The sequence below is a fragment of the Megasphaera cerevisiae DSM 20462 genome (genome assembly GCF_001045675.1).
Taxonomy (GTDB): Bacteria; Bacillota; Negativicutes; order Veillonellales; family Megasphaeraceae; genus Megasphaera; species Megasphaera cerevisiae.
Genome location: NZ_LEKT01000003.1, coordinates 1 through 20913, shown reverse-complemented (window position 1 = coordinate 20913; position 20913 = coordinate 1). Strand labels below are relative to the sequence as shown.

20 protein-coding genes, 1 other RNA gene and 1 pseudogene are annotated in these 20913 nt (G+C 43.4%); 4 read left to right on the top strand and 18 right to left on the bottom strand.

The features are described 5' to 3' along the window. Positions 1-36 precede the first annotated feature (36 nt). The 15 genes and pseudogenes from AB840_RS01475 to AB840_RS01405 all read right to left on the bottom strand — a co-directional run bounded on the left by AB840_RS01475 (position 37) and on the right by AB840_RS01405 (position 14865). Complete coding sequence (locus tag AB840_RS01475) at positions 37-1203, bottom strand: GNAT family N-acetyltransferase (protein ID WP_048513056.1); 1167 nt, start codon at positions 1201-1203, stop codon at positions 37-39. Positions 1204-1237: 34 nt separating this feature from the next. Next, a complete protein-coding gene (locus AB840_RS01470) occupies positions 1238-2101 on the bottom strand; it encodes a DUF2156 domain-containing protein (RefSeq protein ID WP_268776068.1) in 864 nt (287 codons plus the stop codon). Between the two features lie 65 nt (positions 2102-2166). Further along, positions 2167-2772 carry a DNA-3-methyladenine glycosylase gene (locus tag AB840_RS01465; RefSeq protein WP_048513054.1) on the bottom strand — a complete coding sequence of 202 codons (606 nt, stop codon included), beginning with the start codon at positions 2770-2772 and terminating at the stop codon, positions 2167-2169. Next, entirely contained in the window at positions 2769-3497 is a 729-nt protein-coding gene (locus tag AB840_RS01460) for an IclR family transcriptional regulator (protein WP_048513127.1), read from the bottom strand. The genes AB840_RS01465 and AB840_RS01460 overlap by 4 nt, the downstream gene beginning before the upstream one ends. A 54-nt stretch (positions 3498-3551) precedes the next feature. Beyond that, on the bottom strand, positions 3552-4676 hold the full coding sequence (locus AB840_RS01455) for an efflux RND transporter periplasmic adaptor subunit (RefSeq protein ID WP_048513053.1): 1125 nt from the start codon (positions 4674-4676) through the stop codon (positions 3552-3554). 21 nt (positions 4677-4697) lie between these two features. Further along, on the bottom strand, positions 4698-4943 hold the full coding sequence (locus AB840_RS01450) for a pro-sigmaK processing inhibitor BofA family protein (RefSeq protein WP_048513052.1): 246 nt from the start codon (positions 4941-4943) through the stop codon (positions 4698-4700). A 9-nt stretch (positions 4944-4952) separates the two neighbouring features. Then, the gene (gene recR, locus AB840_RS01445) at positions 4953-5543 is read right to left on the bottom strand and encodes a recombination mediator RecR (protein ID WP_048513051.1); all 591 of its coding nucleotides are present in this window, start codon (positions 5541-5543) and stop codon (positions 4953-4955) included. Then, positions 5543-5860, bottom strand: coding sequence for a YbaB/EbfC family nucleoid-associated protein (locus AB840_RS01440; RefSeq protein ID WP_048513050.1), 318 nt, complete (start codon positions 5858-5860; stop codon positions 5543-5545). Before AB840_RS01440 ends, recR begins: the two co-directional genes overlap by 1 nt. A gap of 22 nt (positions 5861-5882) precedes the next feature. Next, on the bottom strand, positions 5883-7859 hold the full coding sequence (gene dnaX / locus AB840_RS01435) for a DNA polymerase III subunit gamma/tau (protein WP_048513049.1): 1977 nt from the start codon (positions 7857-7859) through the stop codon (positions 5883-5885). A 74-nt stretch (positions 7860-7933) separates the two neighbouring features. Further along, an RNA gene (gene ffs, locus AB840_RS15935) (signal recognition particle sRNA small type) lies at positions 7934-8033 on the bottom strand. A 542-nt stretch (positions 8034-8575) separates the two neighbouring features. Continuing rightward, positions 8576-9679, bottom strand: a complete 1104-nt coding sequence (locus AB840_RS01425; protein WP_048513047.1) for an amidohydrolase — start codon at positions 9677-9679, stop codon at positions 8576-8578. Between the two features lie 141 nt (positions 9680-9820). Beyond that, positions 9821-11434: an ABC transporter substrate-binding protein gene (locus AB840_RS01420; RefSeq protein ID WP_048513046.1), complete on the bottom strand. Its 1614-nt coding sequence runs from the start codon at positions 11432-11434 to the stop codon at positions 9821-9823. 160 nt (positions 11435-11594) lie between these two features. After that, positions 11595-12695 (bottom strand): annotated as a pseudogene (locus tag AB840_RS01415) (OmpA family protein). A 157-nt stretch (positions 12696-12852) separates the two neighbouring features. Beyond that, a complete protein-coding gene (locus AB840_RS01410) occupies positions 12853-14397 on the bottom strand; it encodes a M20/M25/M40 family metallo-hydrolase (RefSeq protein WP_048513045.1) in 1545 nt (514 codons plus the stop codon). An 18-nt stretch (positions 14398-14415) separates the two neighbouring features. Continuing rightward, positions 14416-14865: a GtrA family protein gene (locus AB840_RS01405; RefSeq protein WP_048513044.1), complete on the bottom strand. Its 450-nt coding sequence runs from the start codon at positions 14863-14865 to the stop codon at positions 14416-14418. A gap of 181 nt (positions 14866-15046) precedes the next feature. Here AB840_RS01405 and AB840_RS01400 point away from each other — a divergent pair, with 181 nt between their 5' ends. The 4 genes from AB840_RS01400 to AB840_RS01385 all read left to right on the top strand — a co-directional run bounded on the left by AB840_RS01400 (position 15047) and on the right by AB840_RS01385 (position 17727). After that, positions 15047-15622 (top strand): phosphoribosyltransferase family protein, encoded by a 576-nt coding sequence (locus AB840_RS01400; RefSeq protein ID WP_048513043.1) that lies wholly within the window; start codon positions 15047-15049, stop codon positions 15620-15622. Between the two features lie 96 nt (positions 15623-15718). Beyond that, positions 15719-16156, top strand: coding sequence for a MarR family winged helix-turn-helix transcriptional regulator (locus AB840_RS01395; RefSeq protein ID WP_048513126.1), 438 nt, complete (start codon positions 15719-15721; stop codon positions 16154-16156). Positions 16157-16387: 231 nt separating this feature from the next. Next, positions 16388-16543: a hypothetical protein gene (locus tag AB840_RS17020; RefSeq protein ID WP_159445791.1), complete on the top strand. Its 156-nt coding sequence runs from the start codon at positions 16388-16390 to the stop codon at positions 16541-16543. 32 nt (positions 16544-16575) lie between these two features. Next, positions 16576-17727 carry an acyl-CoA dehydrogenase family protein gene (locus AB840_RS01385; RefSeq protein WP_048513041.1) on the top strand — a complete coding sequence of 384 codons (1152 nt, stop codon included), beginning with the start codon at positions 16576-16578 and terminating at the stop codon, positions 17725-17727. 142 nt (positions 17728-17869) lie between these two features. On the opposite strand, the gene AB840_RS01380 is transcribed toward AB840_RS01385, so the two are convergent. From AB840_RS01380 to AB840_RS01370, 3 genes are all read right to left on the bottom strand, one after another. After that, positions 17870-19267: a GntP family permease gene (locus AB840_RS01380; RefSeq protein ID WP_048513040.1), complete on the bottom strand. Its 1398-nt coding sequence runs from the start codon at positions 19265-19267 to the stop codon at positions 17870-17872. Positions 19268-19558: 291 nt separating this feature from the next. Next, positions 19559-19981 carry an OmpH/Skp family outer membrane protein gene (locus tag AB840_RS01375; protein ID WP_048513039.1) on the bottom strand — a complete coding sequence of 141 codons (423 nt, stop codon included), beginning with the start codon at positions 19979-19981 and terminating at the stop codon, positions 19559-19561. Between the two features lie 20 nt (positions 19982-20001). Continuing rightward, positions 20002-20589, bottom strand: a complete 588-nt coding sequence (locus tag AB840_RS01370) for a hydrolase (protein WP_048513038.1) — start codon at positions 20587-20589, stop codon at positions 20002-20004. Between the last annotated feature and the right edge of the window lie 324 nt (positions 20590-20913).

Genomic DNA, 20913 nt, shown 5'->3' with positions numbered 1-20913 from the left:
TTTAAATGTGACATCTATTTCAAAACTTCGCGTTTATTAATACCATTCGTTGATATAGCAGTTCGTTCTCGGAAAAAATTCATCCAACGTAGCCAAAGCGGCATCGCTACCACGGAGCTTTTCATAAAAGACAAGGCCGTTAACATCGACCGCCCCAAAAATGAGCAATGCCAGCGTACCAATGGGCATGAAAATCTCCGCTTCATCTGCACCGGCAGCGGTCACGCATCCCATGCCATCTTTGACAGCCAAGGTAAATGACCCGGTATTCCATTTTGCCAACGGATCTTCCGTGTGAAACGTAACCACACCCTCCGCGCCTTTTGGATAAGGAATTTGTTCCAATGCACCTTTGACATCCACAACGCGGCCAGCCATAAAAGGCATCGTTTCGTGCCCTTGCTTGCCATCTGGATAAAAGCGGTACGATTGATCCTGAAGACCTTCGTTCCATTGAAAAATTTTTCCCTGGGAACGGTGGTTATAGATGTAATCCAATAATCCCCTTTTTCCCTTCCACGAAGAGTAAACAAATTCTCCGCTGACGATGGTTTCGCCGCCCAGAGAATAGAACACATAGGCAATAGGCTGATCGTCTTGAAAAGCCACGGCAATATACCCCTCCGCGAGCTGAGCTTCTATATGACTGCGCCAAGATGCTTCATCCCGCACAGCGTATCCTGATACAGATCGGGTATAGGCATCATACACAGTTGCCAGATACGTCCATTGATCGGTATTATTCACAAATCCAAAACGAACAGTTTTATCAGTCAGGGGACGTAATTCTTCAAGACGAATCGTTTCCTTCCATTGATGGCAATACATTTCATATCCATAGTGCTGATAAAAGCCTGCCTTGGACGGCATCAATATATTAAGATACTGTTTCCGACGGCGCATTTCCTTTAAAGCCGCCGATAGCAGTTTTCCGCCAACCCCGCCGCGCCGCGCTGCCGGATGCGTAGCTAGTCCCACAATATATGATACAGGTATTTTTTTCCCCCTCAGAGAAAGTTTATAGGGATTTAAATGCGTAAGACATGCCATTTCCCTGTTTTTAAAACCCATAAGAACGTTTTCCGGCTTATAAAATGCAGAAAAGTACCATTGAAAAAAAGGATTTTCCCGTGGTTCAAAGCAATATGCCCACAGGTCTTCAACAAGTTTGCGGTCCGTAGGACCAGCCAGACGAAATTCCATAGCCTTCTCCTTTCTGCATAGCAAAAACTACCCATTATTGCCTTAGCATCACATCAAATTTTTCGATAAACCGTACGGGATTATACGATTCCTTAGATTGGCGCAAGCCAGGTATGCCCATATCCTCTTCACGATTAATATAGGTAGTATGGCTCCATGCATGCACAACAAATTCATGATTAATTGCCTGATACAGTCCGCGAATAGACGGATCACTTTTTTCAAAGTGAATAATAGCAGTATCATCATTCAACATTTCACCGATAGAAAAAGCAACGATTTTATTGAAAACGCGAATAGCGCCTCCCGTCGGCTGCAATATACCCCAATTATTAAAAACCGTTTCGATCGCCTGCCGTTCACCAATCAATTCTTCATCTTCGTCAGTACCTTCATGCTGATCATACCACGTTTTTTCTGCTTCCAGACATTCATCAAAATTTTTTTCCGTGATAGGTACATATTCATAATTACCAATGTATTGCGTGCGGAAATGGTTGAGATTATTTTTTTTCTGGCGATATTTTTTCCCTGACAGATTGATCAAGTTTTGCGTCAGATATACATATTCGTAATTATCCCGGTCTGGCGTGAATTCATAACAGTCTGGACAAAGACTACGGATCCGTTCTGCCGTCTCAGGCACAACGCCCTTCATGAGAAAAGGATAGCCATGCTCTTCAAACCATTCGTGCATCCGTTCAATCCCTTTGACAAAACTACCATCCCGGCGGGCAAAAGGCGGCAGCCAAAATTGCTTTCTGCCACGGCCGGAACGAATATATAATACATTATCTTCTTCAGCCCATTGTATTTCATACGGATATTGCCAAGAAAACAATGTCATAAAAGATGCATCCGCCTGTTCATATCTTTTTTGGTGAAAATAGTCATCAATAACCGGCTTATCTTCCAGTCGAAATTCTTTAAATTCTATAATAGTAACGCCCCCTCATAAGCAATTTATTTTGAAACATACGGGTTGTCTTTCATATAAAACCGCCATGGAAAATGTTTCCCCATGCCGGCATATTCAATATTAATACGCTCCGTACAGACTACAGAAAAAGTATCCGGAACTAACGGATGCGCAATGAATAGCTCATTTCCGCACAAGTCTATTCGGTTCTGCTTCAATGTGATATCCATTGCCCGGCATAATTTCCCCGGTCCATTGGTCAAATTCACTGCCGCACTTTGGGCATTTCGATTCTCTATCATAGCCGCTATGCCCTGTACTGGCTCAACGGCCCGTATGAGTACTGCCTGCGCATTCCCCTGCGGCGCCGTCACGATATTCATACAATGATACATCCCGTAAATAAGATACACATAGGTAATCCCCCCGGCCTCAAACATAGGTGCCGTCCGTTTCGTAATCCCCCGAAAGCTGTGGGCGCCATCATCTACCTGGCGGCGATATGTGCCGCCATACGCTTCTGTTTCCACAATTCGGGCTGCATATATTGCTTTGTCTGTTGCATGTACAAGGTACTGTCCCAAAAGTTTTGGGGCCACACAGCATGCATCTGCTTCATAGTTTTTTTTCGTCCATTTAGAAAATTTCATGATTTTTTTCGATATCCCAAAGAATAGGATACTTCATACGCATATTGGCTCATGGTAAAAAGCATTTTTTGCCGTATGGAATCATAAAAACGCATCGTCGGTCCGGCAATCGTTAACGATGCCACTACCTGTTCTTCAAAATTAAAAACCGGAACAGATAAGGCAAATAAACCATGCTCACTTTCATCTTGTGTAATAGCGTATCCATTATGCCGAATCATGGCAAACTCGCTTTCTGACAAATGACCATACTGAACAATCACACGATTGCGTTCTTCCTTATTGGCCCAGGCCAACAAAACCTTTCCGGCCGCCCCCTTATAAATAGGAAGCGATTCTCCCATGGGAATGACGCGGCGTAGGGAATGCGTACTTTCAACATGGTCAAGACAGATACGGCTGTCTCCCTCTACCACATAAATACTGGCCGTTTCATTAAACATCTGCTGAAGACGCCGTAAATATGGCTTGGCCAACGTTACAACATTTTCTGTCCAATGAGAAGAATAGCCCAATGCCAGAGCTTTCGGCCCCAGTCGGTACTGCTTGGACGCATCATTACGAGTTAAATATTGACGCCGTTCCAGCGTATTGACAATTCGGAAAGCCGTAGACGTATTCAATTTGGTGCGGGCCGCGATTTCTTTCAGCGTCATGCCCGTGTTGCACTCTACAAAGATATCCAGGACATCCAAGCTCTTTTCCAATGATTTCAACAAACTCATGTGCCGTTCTGTTTGCTCATTTTCTTTCACCAGACTCACCTACTCTTATACCATTTACGACTTGACTTTCATACCGATTTCCAAGGATTCTGGTGGGTCTTTAATTACTTTATCCCCCTCCTGAAGTCCATCAAGAATGACGACACGCCCATCCTCTTCATCACCCGTGAGCACAGACCTTGCATCTGCCAAGCCATTTTCATTGACGATATATACAAAATCACCGCTGTCCTTTGTGCGAATTGCCGTTTTAGGAACGGTAATCTGAGATACTTCCTGGGGAGTAGAAATACGAACATGATAAAACTCGCCGGGAACAAACAAATTTTTAGCATTATTAAATGTAATCTTTGCGGTATATGAACCAGTCGAGGGATCTTTTGCCGAAGCAAGATATGTTAGTTCACCGTTTTCTGATTCACCGGACGGGGCTATTACTGATACAGTTAAAGAACCACTCTGCTTAGCCGCCTGCAATGCACTGATATACATTTCAGGAACAGCAAACGTAGCCACCAACGGCGTCATCTGCTGTATCGTAGCCAGAACATTGCCAGCTACCGCCACAGAGGCATTGTCTGCCACTGCGGTAACACGTCCGTCTATAGGAGAATACACGGTAGCATTTCCCAACATATCGCGAGCTGACTGTACGGCCTGCTGCAGCTGCGCAATGCGGGCACTATCCACTGCTGGAGCAGCACTGGGAGCCTGCACAGCTGCCGGAGCAGCTTTCGCCATCATCTGATTGTACTCGACGCGAGATATGGCTCCCATTTGATACCACACATCCAACTTCGCCCGCTGGCCGCTGTCACCACCACCGCTGACCGGTGCCGAGTAAGACGGTGCGGCGCCGGCAGCGGTAGCCGCAACCAATTCAGCTTCTGCTGTACTGACGCTTTGCTGGTACGGTGCCGAATCGACCTGTGCCACTACTTCACCCGCCTTAATCTCTTGTCCGACAGTAAGCGGCGTGGAAACAAGCTTACCGGATAGCTTGGGAACAATATTCGTCATATGGAGGGCTGTAATATTGGCATCCAGGGTCAGCGCCACCGGATGTTCTGATTTAGAAACTTTCTCTACCTTTGTTGACACACTGTTTCCGCATCCGGTTAAGACTGCCGCAACATACAAGGCTGTAAGGGCTGCTGCTGCCCATTTTTTCCATTTCACGTTATCCCTTCTCCATGTATATCAAAAAAATGTATAATATAACGTCACAACTAATACTCCTGGCAGTCCGAAAATACCGATAATCAAGCCGGTCACCAAGGTAATCGGTACGTTATGAAAACCAAATAAATAACCATACGAATTGACAAGATACAAGACAATCAACCCTACAACAATGTTGACAAACAGCCTGCGAAAGGGCGCCAATACAAATTTATTCAAAATAAACAAAGCAATAATGCCAATGCCTATCCATAGATATTCCATAATGGTACCTCACATTTCCTGCCTGTTAGCTACCGCGCCGGCCAGCGTAGCTTCGTCGGCATATTCAATATCTCCACCCATAGGAAGCCCCCGGGCAATACGTGTTACACGGATACCAGCCGTTTTCAACAGCCGGGCCAGATATAGCGCAGTTGCCTCACCTTCCACATCGGGATCTGTTGCAATAATTACTTCTTTGACATCAGTATTTCCTAACCGCTGCAACAATTCCTTGATCCGCAAATCGTCCACCCCAATACCATCCAGAGGAGACAATGCGCCATGGAGAACGTGATATAATCCGTGGTAATCGCCGCTGCGTTCAATAGCCTGTACATCCTGGGGGGTTTCAACTACACAAATGATGGAGTGATCTCGTCCATCATCACTGCATATCGGGCACGGGTCCTTAGAAGACAGATTAAAACAGATAGAACAAAAATGCATATTTTCCTTAGCATTACGAATAGCCGCAATAAATTCATCCACTCTGTCCGGAGATTGCTGGACAATATAGTATGCCAATTTACGAGCCGTTTTAACGCCAATGCCAGGAAGACGGCGAAATTGTTCCGTCAGCGTATCCAGGGGCGTATCCATTAAAACATCCCCGGAAGGTTCATACCACCCGTAATTTTCCCCATTTCCTGCGCCATCATTTCATCTACCTTCTTATTGGCCTCATTAACAGCTGCGACAACAAGGTCCTCCAACATTTCAGCATCCTCCGGATCAATGATGCTGGGATCAATATGAACGCTTTCCACATTTTTTTCACCACTCATCACAATAGTCAATGCCCCGCCGCCCACTGTCGCTTCTACAGTACGTTGTTTTAATTCATCCTGCAGCTTTTTCATTTCCTTTTGCATTTTTTGCACTTTCTTCATCATACCTTGCATATTTCCACCAAACATGTGAATTCCTCCTGTTTTAAAATCAATTTTTATGTTCTATGTATATATTACAATCTCCGACCGTTTTGAGCAATGGTTCCAGAACAGCTCGTTCTTCTGAGGATATCTCTTCCAGTGAAATCGGCTGTAAAATCGCGCTCTCCTGTAAATTCTTCCGTGAGTCCTCAGGCGCTGCTACAACCGTTTTTTCAGTTACAGGTACCGTAGACGGCAAAATCTCTTGCGGCGGCAGGGGATCGTCTATCGTAAGGTTATTGTTTTTTTTTTCGTATGAGGAAAGCTCGGCATCTCCCTCCTGATAGCTGCGCATATGATACCTGCCACACAGAACAGTATTTAACGCCGCATCAACACATTTAAAATAATCTTCCCGGTTAGCCCGCTTGACCATAAATGCGGTTTTAAACGATACTATGACCTCTCCCTCGCCAATATATACTACACGGCCATTGCGAATACAGGAAAGAACGGCCTTCTTTTTCTCCTTATCCAGAACCTGACACATCTTATCCCATATATCCTGATATTGGCTGACTGCAACTGAAGCGCTATCAGATGGCGCTTGCGCGGCATCTGTCGGTGTCCTTTGCATAGCGGTCTGCGGCTCCGGTATTGAGGTCTTGATTTTTTTTTGAACAGCCGTCGCCGGCAATGACACTTCCTGAGCAGATACAGTTCCGGCAGTTGAAGAAGAGACAGAAAAAGCGGCTTCCTCCTCCGGAAAAGGGATGGATTCCCCTGAAAAGTTTCCACTTGGTTCGTCTTCTGCCGGTATAGAAACAGTCTCCGCTGATTTTTGCACAACCAATTCCGTCGAGCTTTCCCGTGCTGCCCACTGCTCCAGTCGTGTCAGCCGTTCTAAAATAGTGTCAGGAACCGTACACACGGCTGTCTTCCCTGACGTTGCGCTGCCTTCCGTTGCCCGGCTGGCCATGAGAAGCCCCATTTCTACGGCAATACGTGGAGACGGTGAAGTTTTTGCTGAAAGCAGTGCCTGTTGCAGCACCGTCAAAACAGCAAATACACGCTGTGGCGTACTCTTTTTCGCCTGTGCTGCCAATTCCTTCATGCAATCATGATACGCCGCTAACGTATCGGAATGAGGGGCCGCCTGATACAGCATAATTGCCCGTAAATGCTCCAATATTTCCGTCAAAATAACCAACGGTTCCTTCCCCATACGAATGATATCGTCAATATCCTTAATAACGACGTCGCCTTTTCCTGCAAAGACGGCGCCGGACAAGGAAAAAAGCCAGTCCCGGCCAATCAAACCCAACAAATTGCGAATCAGCGCCTCATCAATCGTTCCTTCTGCGTTGCTTACACATTGATCCAGCATACTCAAAGCATCACGCATACCGCCGTCAGCCTGGACCGCCAGAATATGCGCGGCCCCCTTCGTAAGATCAATATGTTCCTGCTCAGCTACGTACAAAAGCCGTTTAGCAATATCCCCACTGGTAATACGACGAAATTCATATCGCTGGCATCGGGACAAAATCGTCATCGGAATTCGTTCCGGTTCAGTTGTTGCCAAAATAAAAATAACATGGGACGGCGGTTCTTCCAGTGTTTTTAACAAGGCATTGAAGGCTTCTGTCGTCAGCATATGCACTTCATCAATAATATATATTTTCTTATGCCCCTCAGCCGGCATAAATTTGATCGTTTCACGAAGCGTCCGTATATCTTCAATACTGCGGTTGGACGCTGCATCTATTTCCACAACATCCATGGATTCGCCGCTTATGATATGGCGGCACACTTCACATTGATTGCAAGGATGGGAGGTTGGTCCATGGACACAGTTCATCGCCCGGGCAAATATTTTAGCTGTACTTGTCTTGCCTGTCCCACGCGGACCGGAAAACAGGTAAGCATGGGCTACTTTATCTGTATCAATAGCTTTTTGCAAGGTTTCCGTAATCAATGACTGACCGACAACATCTTCAAACCCTTTGGGCCGCCATTTACGGTATAACGCGATATATGCCATGTTCTTCCTCTCCATATACGAAAAAAAGCAGCTAACCGCTGCTTTTACCAACCGAAAAGTACTCGTGAATGATAACCCATCAGGTTTCCTCGTGGCACATGGAAAGATCTATTTATCGCTGCTTCCTTTCGGACCTGACGAGGTTCACAGGTTCCCATTGCACAAGCCCCAATGGGTTACCACACACCAGTACTCTCTTTAAGTTAGCTATGTAATTATAGCGTAAAAATGAAAATTTATCAAGCGTTTTGCCGTTGTTTCTCTCCACGTTTTTTCTCTTTTTATAAATGAAAGCAGTAATAACTTTCTTTTTTCTCTTATTACAATAGATTTATAGATACGTAAAGCGGTTCGCTGCCGTTCCTCGTCTACCTCATTACCTAAATTGCAAAATGGATGAAGCATGGGTCTGGCATTTTTCTCCTGGAACTTACCGTCCATATGAACGGCTGTCATAATGAAAGTATTAATTCAAAAAGCTCCTGGCTTTGAAAAATCTATCTATTGAATAATCCCCATTAAAAAGAACATATTTTCTAAACTGACGCTATGCGGCAGCTTTTTTGTCATGTATAAATTCCAGACAATACGGTTCTTCAATTATGCCTGACTTTTTATTTGCAGGCTTTGATAAACACAAAGCTTCAAGAATTTTTACATAAACTATACGTAACACGCTGCATTCGCATATACCTGCATTTTCTGGATTCTTCATTTTACTGAAGAAATTCAACAATAGACGCCATATGAATACGAACCCCATTTTCCAAAGACGGCACGTCGAAATGCATATCGGGATGATGAAGTCCCGGCTGCGCATCTACCCCCAAACCAGTAAAACCAGCTTTGATCCGAGGCCTTTTAATGACATACCAGAAAAAATCTTCTCCGCCAGGTGTTGTCATCGGCGGTTTACAAGCTTTCTCTCCCAACGTGTCAGTAATAATACAGCCCAGCCGTTTTGTGATATCCGGATCCAGTTCAGCTGCCGGGCAGCCTTCCGATATATCAATATCCGCAGTTGCTCCAACCGTAGCGGCACCAGCTTGAATAGCCTGTATCATTTTTCCCCGCAGCTCTTTCATAATCTCATTATATTGGGCCCTGATATCAAAAACAATTGCCGCTTCACCGGGAATCGCATTTGTCACACCGGAATCCGCAAGAAATCGGGTACATTTAGCACTAAACGATACAGATGGATCCATATGTATCGCATTCACTGCACTGACAGCCGCTACGGCCCCATCAATGGCATTAATCCCTAAATGAGGCCGGGCTCCATGCGCCTGCATACCATGTATGACTGCAGTGATTTTGGCCGATGCCGAATAAAGCATGGCTTGAATTACTTCTCCCTTACGGCACTCTTGAATTGGACGAACATGCATTCCCAACAAAATGTTTACATCATCCACGACGCCGCCTTCAACCATCAGTTTGGCTCCTATGCCTAATTCTTCAGCTGGTTGAAATATGATCTTTAGTTTGCCCTTATGTACCAATCGCTTTTGCAAAGATGCTTCAGCAGCAGCCAGCAGCATCGCGCAATGTCCATCATGGCCGCAAGTGTGTCGCTGCACTGTTTTTCCTTGAATATGGTGCGTCAGGGCATCCATGTCTGCCCTAATTCCCAATACCGGTCCGGGCAGACCACTGTCATACACGCCAACGACACCGGTAGAGCCGTTAACACCACGCTGTACTGAGAAGCCGGCCTGCTCTAATTGATCCGCTACATAGGCGGCTGTCTTGTATTCCTGTAATCCCGCTTCCGGAATCGTATGTAAATATTCGTAATGTTCTTGTACTCTTAACATATAAACTACACCTTCTATTCCATATTTTGATCCCTGTAGCCTGTTTTTTCAACTTTTATTCTGTTATGTTAAGCATAAAAACCGCTTAGGCAAAAGCCCTCCTTATCCCCATTCCCATAAAGAGGGCTGATACTTTATCGGCTATTCAAAATGCCAATCTTGAATAGCATCTAACGAACCTTCCCAAAAATCGCTAATCCCACCTTTAAGATTTTTACTTTGTACATGGATATCATCAGGAACATATAGTGATGTGACAAACTGATTATCTCTCATGTATTTTTGAATTTCGCTATACACAACATTCCTCTGCTCTGTTGACGGCAGTGACGCAGCTTGTTTTAGCATTCCTGTCAATGCGTCATCATCTGTATGACTGATATTATTGCCGCTGCCGGGTATAAAATAAGCACTATAATCAGGGTCTACCGTCAATGAATATCCAAAAAGCATCATTTCATAATTTCCCTTGCGGCCATTAGCTAAAATTGTCGGGAAATCAAGCTTTTCTTGTTTGACAGTCAATCCAATAGCCTGCAAATCCTGCTGGATCAAATCAGCCGATTGTTCACGCAATACATTGCCAATCGGAACCTGCAACGTAATTTCTTTTGATACATCAAACCCGGATGCCAATAATTCCTGTTTAGCTTTTTCCGGATCATAGGGGAGAGGATCTACACTTTTATCATACGCCGGACTGGCAACTGAATAAATAGTAGGTACGATATGAGCCGCGCCTTTATACAAATCGTCAACAATACGTTTCCGGTTAATTGCCATCGTAACAGCACGGCGGAACTGTGTATTAAAAGCCGGATTGCTGTTATTAATTTCCAGATATTGTCCGCCAAACTGCGGTGCAGTTCTGACCTGCAGATTAGGATCCTTCTTTAATATATCCAAATCCTTGATGGGAACGGTACCAATTCCACCGGAAGCTGCCATTTGTACATTTCCCGACTTTAGTTCCGTTACCAGATTCGTACCATTCATAATTCGTATAAATATTTTTTTTAATTTTGGCGCTCCCTTATAATACTCCGGATTCGCAGCAAATTCCACATGATCATTAGTTTTATAATCAACAAAGGTATACGCGCCGCTGGTGACAGCAGGCTTCATTGCTGCCTCCGACTGGGAAATATTAGCCGGATCTATTTTTTCAAATATATGCTTGGGAATAATATATACTTCCAGTCCCAATAAGCTCTTGATATAATTAGGGTCAACAGGACGCTTAGTCCGCAGTACGACTGTATGTTCATCAATTGCCCTCAATCCGGGAATCTCCGTTCCCTGTTCCAGTTTACCTACATTATTCAACCCCTCCAGCATCATAATATAGCGCCCCTTGGAAGTCTCTACTTTAGGGTTGGCAATTATATTCAGCGTAAAAACAACATCGTCTGCCGTCACAGACCGTCCGTCAGTCCATTTCGCTTTCGGATTCAGCTTAATAGTAAATATTTGATTATCCTGAGTTTCAAAGCTATCTGCTAAATGGGGCGTAAATTTATTTGGCTCCGGCATCCCCAATAACGTGTCGTACATAAAACGAGCGGTAAATTGCCCTGCCGTCCCCGGATTAAATAACGGATTGAAGGATTCCGGCGCATTCGTCATCCCAATTGTCAGCGTATCCTTTTTATTACTTGCGCCATTGCCACATCCGCTCAGTACAGCGGCTCCCAGTATCAGTGTCAGTCCTAAAATCAAACCTTTCCGTTTATGTATCCAATGCAATACCCCCACACCTGATCCCCCCTGATCTTCTTTGTCTAATTTATTCTCTATTCAATAAAAAAAACGCGATGACGCAAGCTTGCGTCATCGCATAGTGTAATTATACATTTTTTTCTTGTCTGCGTCAATTTACAACACATAAAAATTGACAAGCAAACCATACGAAAACTTATTTATTTTGCCAGATATCTACGCGGCGATTGTCCGCACGGCCCTGATCCGTATCGTTTGTGCTGACCGGATCTGTTTTCCCTTTATAGTCCAGCTGCATCTGAGATGCCGGCACGCCTTGATTTTCTGCGTAACCAGCCACATTATCCACACGCCGCTGAGAAAGAGCATCGTTGTATTCATGTGATCCCTTAGCATCCGTATTCCCAACCAGCTTAAAGGTATCCTGCGGATTTTCCTTAGCAACCTGCACAAAATGATCCAGTTTAGCCTGTTCAGCCGCCAGCGGATGATCTTCATCAAATCCGAAATGTATGCTTTCACGATAATAATCTTTTTTCTGAACCGGCGCCGGTGTTACAACAGGTGTCGGAGCGGGTTCCGGCGTATATACTGGTTCTGGAGCAGAAACTTCTTTATGACCGCCGCCAAAACGGTAAGAAAGCCCTGCAATAAATCCCTTATACGTAATATTGGCATCATCCTTCAGTCCATCTAAATCGCCCTTATCTGCCAATTTCGTATTGACATACCTGTAGCCTGCATTAATATCAAGATCAGGAGTCACAGTATATCCTAAACCGGCTTCCCAAATAGACGTGCTTTTCGTGCCAAGAGCGCCCTTAGCATACACATCGAGTTTATTAGCCAGCGGGGCCTTGGCAATAACACCAATTTGTGCAATATTGTTTGTTTGTGAATAGTCATCATAATTGGGAAGCTTATTCTGAATACGGTTCCAGCCTCCATAGACGGCAAAATTCTTATTGAGAGAATATACGAGATTGACTTCGTTTTCATTCCCATCAGTAGCCTTTTCCCCATCAGCATCTGTTTTTAAACCATAATAGCTATACTGTACGGCCCATTTATCTGTCAAGCCATATGACAAACCGCCCTGGAAATTCCACTTAGAGTCGGTGCTGCTATCTCCTGACCCACCTACAAAATTTCCTTCATCCACATCGGCCTTGGGATTCCATGCTCCAAGATCGACCTGCCACTGTCCTTTTTCCCACTGTGTCTACGGTGTTGCAAAGGCAAAGGACGTAGCACAGGCTGCTACAGCAGCCGCTAAAACGAGTATTTTCTTTTTCATCGTTACATCCCATCTTTCCATTTTAATTTATAATGCCTATTTATTGGTATTATGTTTTATTATAGCACAATATACCCTATAAAGCCGCATATTTATCACAAAATGTTTTTTTTATTATCTTGTCTTTTTATTATTACATATTGTAATGATTTGGTTTTTACTTGGCCGTCTCTCCTATATAAGAAATAATTTTATCTAGTACTGCCGGCAGCTTTTGGGACACGCTTTCGATATTCACCCGTTCGGTCCGTTCATGCAGGTCCTTACCCCACGGACCCAGAAGAATAAACGGAATTTGCATTTCAGCCATGGCCGAAAAATCAAAACTATATGCCTTACCCCAAAGGAGCAAATTTTCTTCTAGCAAAGATTCATTTAAACCGGGGTCAACACAACAATAGCTGCAATCAGAAACTCCGTTGAAATAATGCCCATACGAAATATCCGTCATCTCACCAACTGCCGTCAGCAGACCGGCAAAGCGTGAATCCGCAGTAGACAAGCTGTCCGCCGCTGGATAATATGGCGGCGCAAAAGCAATAATAACCAGCGGCTCCATCATTCCCGTAAAGTCAAGAACCTCCTCCAGCAACCGGATCGTTTCCTGGGCATACGTGCTTTCTCCATTTTGCAAGGACACAAAGCTATTATTTTTTACGCTTTCATAAAATACGTCAAATCCGGGATAAGAGGACGCTCTTTTTAAAAGCTCCGCCCCGCTGATAACCTCCACCTGATGCGCCGACGGCACTCGTTCCCGCATTTGTGCCACAGCATGGCGCGCCGCATCCATAAGAAGATACATTACATCCTCCGGAGTCTTATCGTATGTCATAAAATTAGCACAGGCTGCGATACGGTGCGGCAAAGATACATCGTATTTCTTTTTCCGATCCCGCAAATAAATCCATGCCGGCGGCGGCGTTATTTCCTCTCCCCATATATCAGACAACGACGAGTCGCCTTCTGTTTCAGCAATAATGTGAGCCATGATGCCGATCGGATTGATTCCTTCCTGGTAATTGCCAATGTGGACCGATTTTCCTTGTACCACCACAACCGGCAGTACTTTTCCCACCGAGCCGGTATATGCTACAAGACGGCCATTTTTCTTTTGATTAGGCTCGCTATCGATGAGAACACGATATAATAATCCATAGGTATCGCGCAAATCTTTTAATACCGATACTGCCATGCGCATACCCGCAGAATAGGATTCCTCATCAGGAAGAGAAATAAACAGAAGGCCCGCGTCTCCGACGTGAGCAGCATATTCTTCAAATACTGCGAGCTGCGCTGCAGCGCCGCCCTTCATATCACATGAACCGCGGCCCACAAGCCATTTTCCGCTTTTTAATTCAGAAAGAACCGCTTCATCCTTTTCAAAAAGGAGTAAGTCCTCCATGAGCTCCTGCGGTGAAAATGCCTCATTGCGCATAATGCCATATGGCTCCACGCCGACGACATCATGATGATTGAGAAAAATAACTGTATCTTTTTTACGTCCTGGGATAAACCCATAGACTACCGACCGGCCATGCGCATCATGAGGAATATGGATCATTCCGCAAATAACATTCTCCATCTGCGATAAAAGCTTCTGCAGATATTTTTCCATATCTATTTCTTTTTTGGTATCTGTCTCACTGTCAATAGCTATCATTTGACGCAATAGCTCCATTATTCTAGCATCTCTATTCATACACTCACTCCCTATCTTTTATTTGAATATCCATTTTTTACGTGACACATAATTCCACACCGTAACGATCGCACTAGCCATCACTTTTGATATCATAGGACTGAACCCCATCAGGACCGGTGAGGTAAATATCCACATAAGAAGTAAATTCCATCCCAACCCAATACTGCTGACCAAGAAAATCAGCGATATTTCTGCACCGCGGCGATACCGGCTGCCGCTGTCAAATACAAAGCAGTTACAAAGAATGTAATGATACAAAGTGGATGCGGCAAAAGCCAGCGTCGTCGCCATCAGAACAAGCTGAGTCTGTACAGCAAATACAGGAAGTTGTCCCAATCCTTGAAAAAATACATAAAACAGTCCCCATTCCAGCAATGCCGCCGAGCCGCCTACACAAAGATACATAAGCAATTTTATAGATTCATTATTTGTATACTCAAATCCAAATATTATTTTCGGTTTCATGTCATTCCCCAACTCAACATATAATCATTCTCTAACTATAATTTCATAGATTCAATTATACGTCATATAGCAAGGAATTGCCATATTTTTAATGAGGCACCATGGAAATTTATAAAAAAAAACAGTATACTAATAATATAAACGATTTATTACACTTGCATAAATCAGGAGGTTCGGAATTATGAATCCAAATGTATGGACAGTCTGCTTTAACCATCATTCCTATGACTTACCCATAAAAAAAATATCCGTATCTACCAGTATCGCCATCGTTGATTTTATTCATTGTGTATCCTTTATGCACGACGTCGCCATCGAAGCCAATCGATATATGAATCACAATATCAGTAATGCTGTCGATATTATCGTAACACCGGAGTGCCGCTGCGTTACGCTGGCAACGCAGCTGGCTCTGATGAACGGCTGCCAGTTGGTCATGCTCCGTAAATCCTTAAAAGCTTATGATCATCCGGATACCGCGTATTGCTCGGGACCCTGCCAATCTCTGATTGCTTTAAAACCTTCCCAGCTGTATCTGACTCAGGACCAGGCCGCTATGATGAAGGGAAAACGTGTACTGGTGCTGGATGATGTGGCCAGTACGGGAAGAACATTCATCGCTCTCAATAAGCTTCTATGCCAAGCTGGAATTAAAGCTGATTTTTTTGCTATTTTTGATGAGGATTCTGTAAAAGATCCTTTATTTGCAGCTCTGCCTTCGTATTATTTTTTGAGGACATTGCCAGTTATTTTATAAATTTCCACTTTATGTATATGGCAAAATGATCCGAAATATGTTACACTATATATTAGTTTGTATTGCGAAATATTTTAGAAGGAAGGGTTCTTGGCCGTGGATTACACAAAATGCATTAATTTTTTACTTACCATTGCCCAGCATGAAGTATTTTTAATTTTTTCAGAAAGTCTGGCTCAATTCGGTATTACACCAGGACAATACGGAGTTCTTGCCTGTCTTTGGAAAGACGAAACGCTGACGCCAAAAGAAATCGCTCAGATTCTCCGTGTGGAAAATTCAACGATTTCCGGGGTTTTAGACAGGATGCAGAAACGCGGCTTGATTGACCGTGTGCTGGATCCCAATAATAGACGCAGCATTCGTGTAAAAGCTACAAATGAAGGTCTTTCCATCAAAGAAGATGTACAGCAAAAAATCGAAGAGTTAAATGACAGTGTCCTTCACAATTTTTCCCAGCATGAACGCGAAGAGCTGCTGATACTGTTAAGCCGGATCGGGCATATCAATCTGGAAGAAACAGAAAAGGGATAGTGGATATACATAAAATAGGCAATATCGAAAATATTTTCGATATTGCCTATTTTATGTATATACTTTTCGCATTACGAATAGTTTGTCTATGCTATTTTGTATATTTCCTTGACCTTTTTATCCTTCATATGATATTATTCAAGCATAATATTTCTTATTACGAAATATTTTTTGATAGTATTTTTTGCTGACAAGTTTTCAGTAAAATAACACAAAGGAAGTGACTGTATCATGATGAACAATAACGTATCTATAAAGAAAAATAATCAAATCCGAATTCACGATTTTACAGATAACATCCTGAATCAAAAAACCATCAATAAAGATGACCAATCGCCGTATGAAATATTTCTGGAAGGTATTTTACTCAATCGGTTTATCATTTAATTACATATATTTTTTTAAGGAGTGACTGCATTATGAATTTTGAATTGACAGAACAACAGCAGCAGATCGTTGACCAGGTACGTGAATTTACAGCAAAACGTCTTGCTCCAGGAGTCGTTGAACGGGATGAAACATCGGAATTTCCCCTGGAAGCGTTTAAAGAATTTGGGCATATGGGCATGTACGGTCTTTGCTATCCCCAGGAATTCGGCGGTACCGGCCTTGGCTATCTTCCCTATATTTTAGCTGTTGAAGAAGTGTCTAAGGTAGATGCCTCTTTTGGCATCGGGTTCTCGGTCAATACTTCCCTGTACGGTGGCAGCATTATGTATTCCAAAGCAACGGATGAACAGAAAAAACGATTTCTTTCTCCCATTGCCAGCGGTCAGGCCATCGGCTCCTTCGGACTGACAGAACACTCTGCCGGTTCAGATGCTGCCGGTCAAAAAACGATAGCCGTCAAAGATGGGAACGACTATATCCTGAACGGTACTAAAATATTCAATACCAACGGTCCAATCGCTGATTATACCGTCATTTATGCCCTTACCGACCCGGCTATCGGTACCAAAAGTATGTGTGCCTTTGTTGTCAAAAAGGGCACAGAAGGCTTTCATGTCGGCAAGTTAGAAAACAAAATGGGAATTCGCGCAGCCCAAGTTTCCGAAATGGTTCTCAGTAATGTCCGCGTGTCAGCAGATCACATGATCGCAAAACCGGGCGAAGGCTTCAAATTGGCCATGCAGACGTTAGACGGCGGCCGTATCGGCGTAGGTGCACAGGCCTTAGGTATCGCTGAGGGTGCGTTCCAGATTGCTGTCGATTATCTGCAGGAACGTGAACAATTCGGTAAACCACTTTACAAGCAGCAGTATTTGGCTTTTAAAATGGCCGAACTATATGCGGACATTGAAAAAGCAAAACTAGTATTGTATAAGGCCGCCTGCCTCAAGGAAGCCGGCAAATCATTTACAACAGCAGCAGCAATTGCAAAACTAACCTGCACGGATGTAGCTATGAATGTAACCACCGAGTGTGTTCAAATGCTGGGCGGCAACGGCTATATGAAAGAATACCATGTAGAACGAATGATGCGCGATGCCAAAATCACACAAATCTACGAAGGTACCAATGAAATTCAAAAACTGATTATTTCCGGTGGATTATTTCGCAGCAAAAAATAAGCGGTAGAACGTTTATATGGTTATGACCAGCTGGAATGCCGGATTACTGCCAAACGTAAGATGGCATTCCTCCTGTATATCTTTCACAAACAAAAAACAGTGCACTTCCTGTGGGAGGAGATGCACTGTCACTCAATAAAATTTAATAAATACCTGTAGCCATATAGAAGAATACGGCAAAGAAAGCAAATACAACTTTCAACAAGGTAATAGCAAACATATCTTTATATGCTTCACGATGAGTCAAACCGCAAATTGCCAGCGTTGTAATAACCGCACCATTATGCGGCAGACTATCCATCCCGCCGGAAGCCATTGCCACGACACGGTGAAGAACTTCAGGGGGAATCCCCTGGGCCGCCGTAGCCTGCAGAAAATGCTGTCCAAAGATATCCAGCGCAATACTTAACCCGCCGGAAGCCGATCCGGTAATACCTGCAAGGATATTGACCATAATAGCGGCATTAAATAATGGCATGCTCTGTCCGACACCCAAAAGAGCATGGGCGACTTCCATAAAACCAGGCAGCGAAGAAATAACATTGCCATACCCGACTTCAGAAGCCGTATTCATAATAGCCAGTAAGGATCCTAATGCCCCCGCATTAAGAGCAGCCTTAACAGTCGTATTTTTGGACATGAATTTATGGCCGGTTGCACAGGCAATAATAACAGCTGCCAACAACCCAATAAGAAGCGCCCAAATAGCGATAACATTATGCACGCTTTTAGCCAGGAGCGGCACGTTTAATGCACGGAACGGTTCAAGAAGAGAATCATTCCACTGGAATACCATGGAAAAGTAAAAATTAAGAATCAATACTACAAGCAGCGGAATGATTGATATCTGCCATGGCGGAAGGGTTGCATTCGGATCAATGATCGTTTCATTTAATGTATGATTGCCATATCCTTCACCCTTTTTCTTACACATTTTGCGGCGCCATTCCAGATAAGCCAAACTGCTGATAACCAGTAATGTCCCCGAAATAAAACCCAAAATTGGAGCTGCAAAGGTCGTTGTGCCAAGATAAATCGTCGGAATAATATTCTGAATCTGTGGAGAACCAGGATAGCAGTCCATCGTTGCCGTGAACACACCAGCAATAAAGCAGGCCGGGATCAAATGCTTAGGAATATCCGCTTCTTTAAACAATGCCGCAGCAAACGGATACACAGCAAAGGCACATACAAACATCGAAATGCCACCATAACATAAAATCATGCAAGCAAAAACAACGGCAAAAATAGCCTTATCCTTACCAATGATACGGATAGTTTCCATTGCAATACTGCGTGCCATACCCGTTTCTTCCATGACCTTGCCAAAAACAGCTCCTAACAGAAATACCGGAAAAAATGATTTGATATACATGACAGCCTTAGCCATAAATAATTCTGTATACCCCGGTAAAATAGGAAGTCCCGAAAAGCTAGCGGCAAACAACGCAAATATCGGGGCAAACAAAATAACAGAAAAACCACGATACGCAAAGGTTACCAATAAAAATAAACTTAGAACAATTGCAACAATCTCCATACACGTAATCTCCTTTTCACTTTTTATTTAGTTGTTAATTCGTTATGTTTATCATAGCGAATATGCATGTTGAATAAAAGATAATGGAAGGGACATACTTTGCAAAATTTTCCTTGTATGGAATTTTTATGAATTCCATACAATAATAGCAATTATTTGTTTTAGTAATTAACAAATAATTATTCGCAATTCAAGGCTGCCTATATTATAAATCACAAAAGAGCGGTTTTAGACTATTCCTGTAATCTAAAACCGCTCTTGATCATCAATATCTGTTTACGAAAGATATCGTTATTTCAATTTAGCAGCTACATCATTGGTAATATCCTGAGATTCACCAATAACGACAGCGCCTTTCAACACAATATAATCCAAGCTCTTTTCCTTCTGTACCTGCTTGGTCTTTTCCAAAACATCTTTTTCTAATGGATTGAACAGTGCAATCCGTTTTTTATTTAAATCAGCATTATATTTTTTAACTAACTCTTCCTGAGCCTTTTTATCACTGGTTTTCTTCAATTCCGCCTGGAAATCCTTCTGCGTATTGGTCACATCTGTCTGCCATTCCGTCATAGCCTTCGGAAACTGCGGATGCTTCTGCAGCAATGCAGACATATCAATCGTACCCAACCCGGCCGCAAAAGAAGTTCCTAATGTCCCCAACGTCATCATAGCCGCTAAAACAGCTGTCATTACTTTCTTATTCCATTTCATAGTCTTGTCCCTCCTAAAAATCACTCATGTGCTCCTGTCAATTCAAAACATTCCTTACGTGCACTCTCTTCACAAGAACGCATCGCCAAAATCGTTTTTTCAAACAATTCCGGAAGCTCCCAGCCAAGCATTTCAGCACCTTTTTGTATAACATCTCTAGAGCAGCCGGCAGCAAAGCGTTTATCCTTAAATTTCTTTTTCAGACTTTTTACTTCCATATCCTGCGTACTGTGAGACGGTCTCATTTTGGCAGCTGCCCAAATTAAGCCGGTTAATTCATCTGCTGCAAACAACACTTTCTCCATTTCGTGTTCCGGCGCTATATCGACACACAATCCATAGCCATGACAAACAACAGAATGAATAAATTCATCGCTGGCATTAATTTCTTTCAAAAGTTCCGGGGCTTTTTTACAGTGCTGTTCCGGATACTTTTCAAAATCCACATCATGAAGCAAGCCAACAAGACCCCAATAGTCTGCGGCATCTCCATATCCAGATTCATTAGCATACCAACGCATGACGCCCTCGACTGTCAGTCCATGCATAATATGAAATGGCTCCCTATTGTACTTCCGTAATAAGTCCAGTGCTTCTTTTCTTTCCATAAAATACCCCCTTAAACCTTACAACACACATATTATATCATATTAGAGCCATGATAAGATAGTCCCGGATGCAACCGGTATGTGTCAAGAAGTTCTCGGTGAATGTATTGACCTAGATAATAGCTAGCCTCATCGACATCGTTTTTTTATAAAAATGCAGGCGTTGAGAAACTGTTAGCTAACTTCCCTATGGCACTGCTGGACGGGCCATTATTGCAAATGCGTCCGTGATGAATCCCTACATGCGTTTGAAAGGGAATCTTCCGCATGACTCGTCTCATCGTCCCACGGAAAGTGCGGCTGACTGGAGCGGTAAACCCCTTG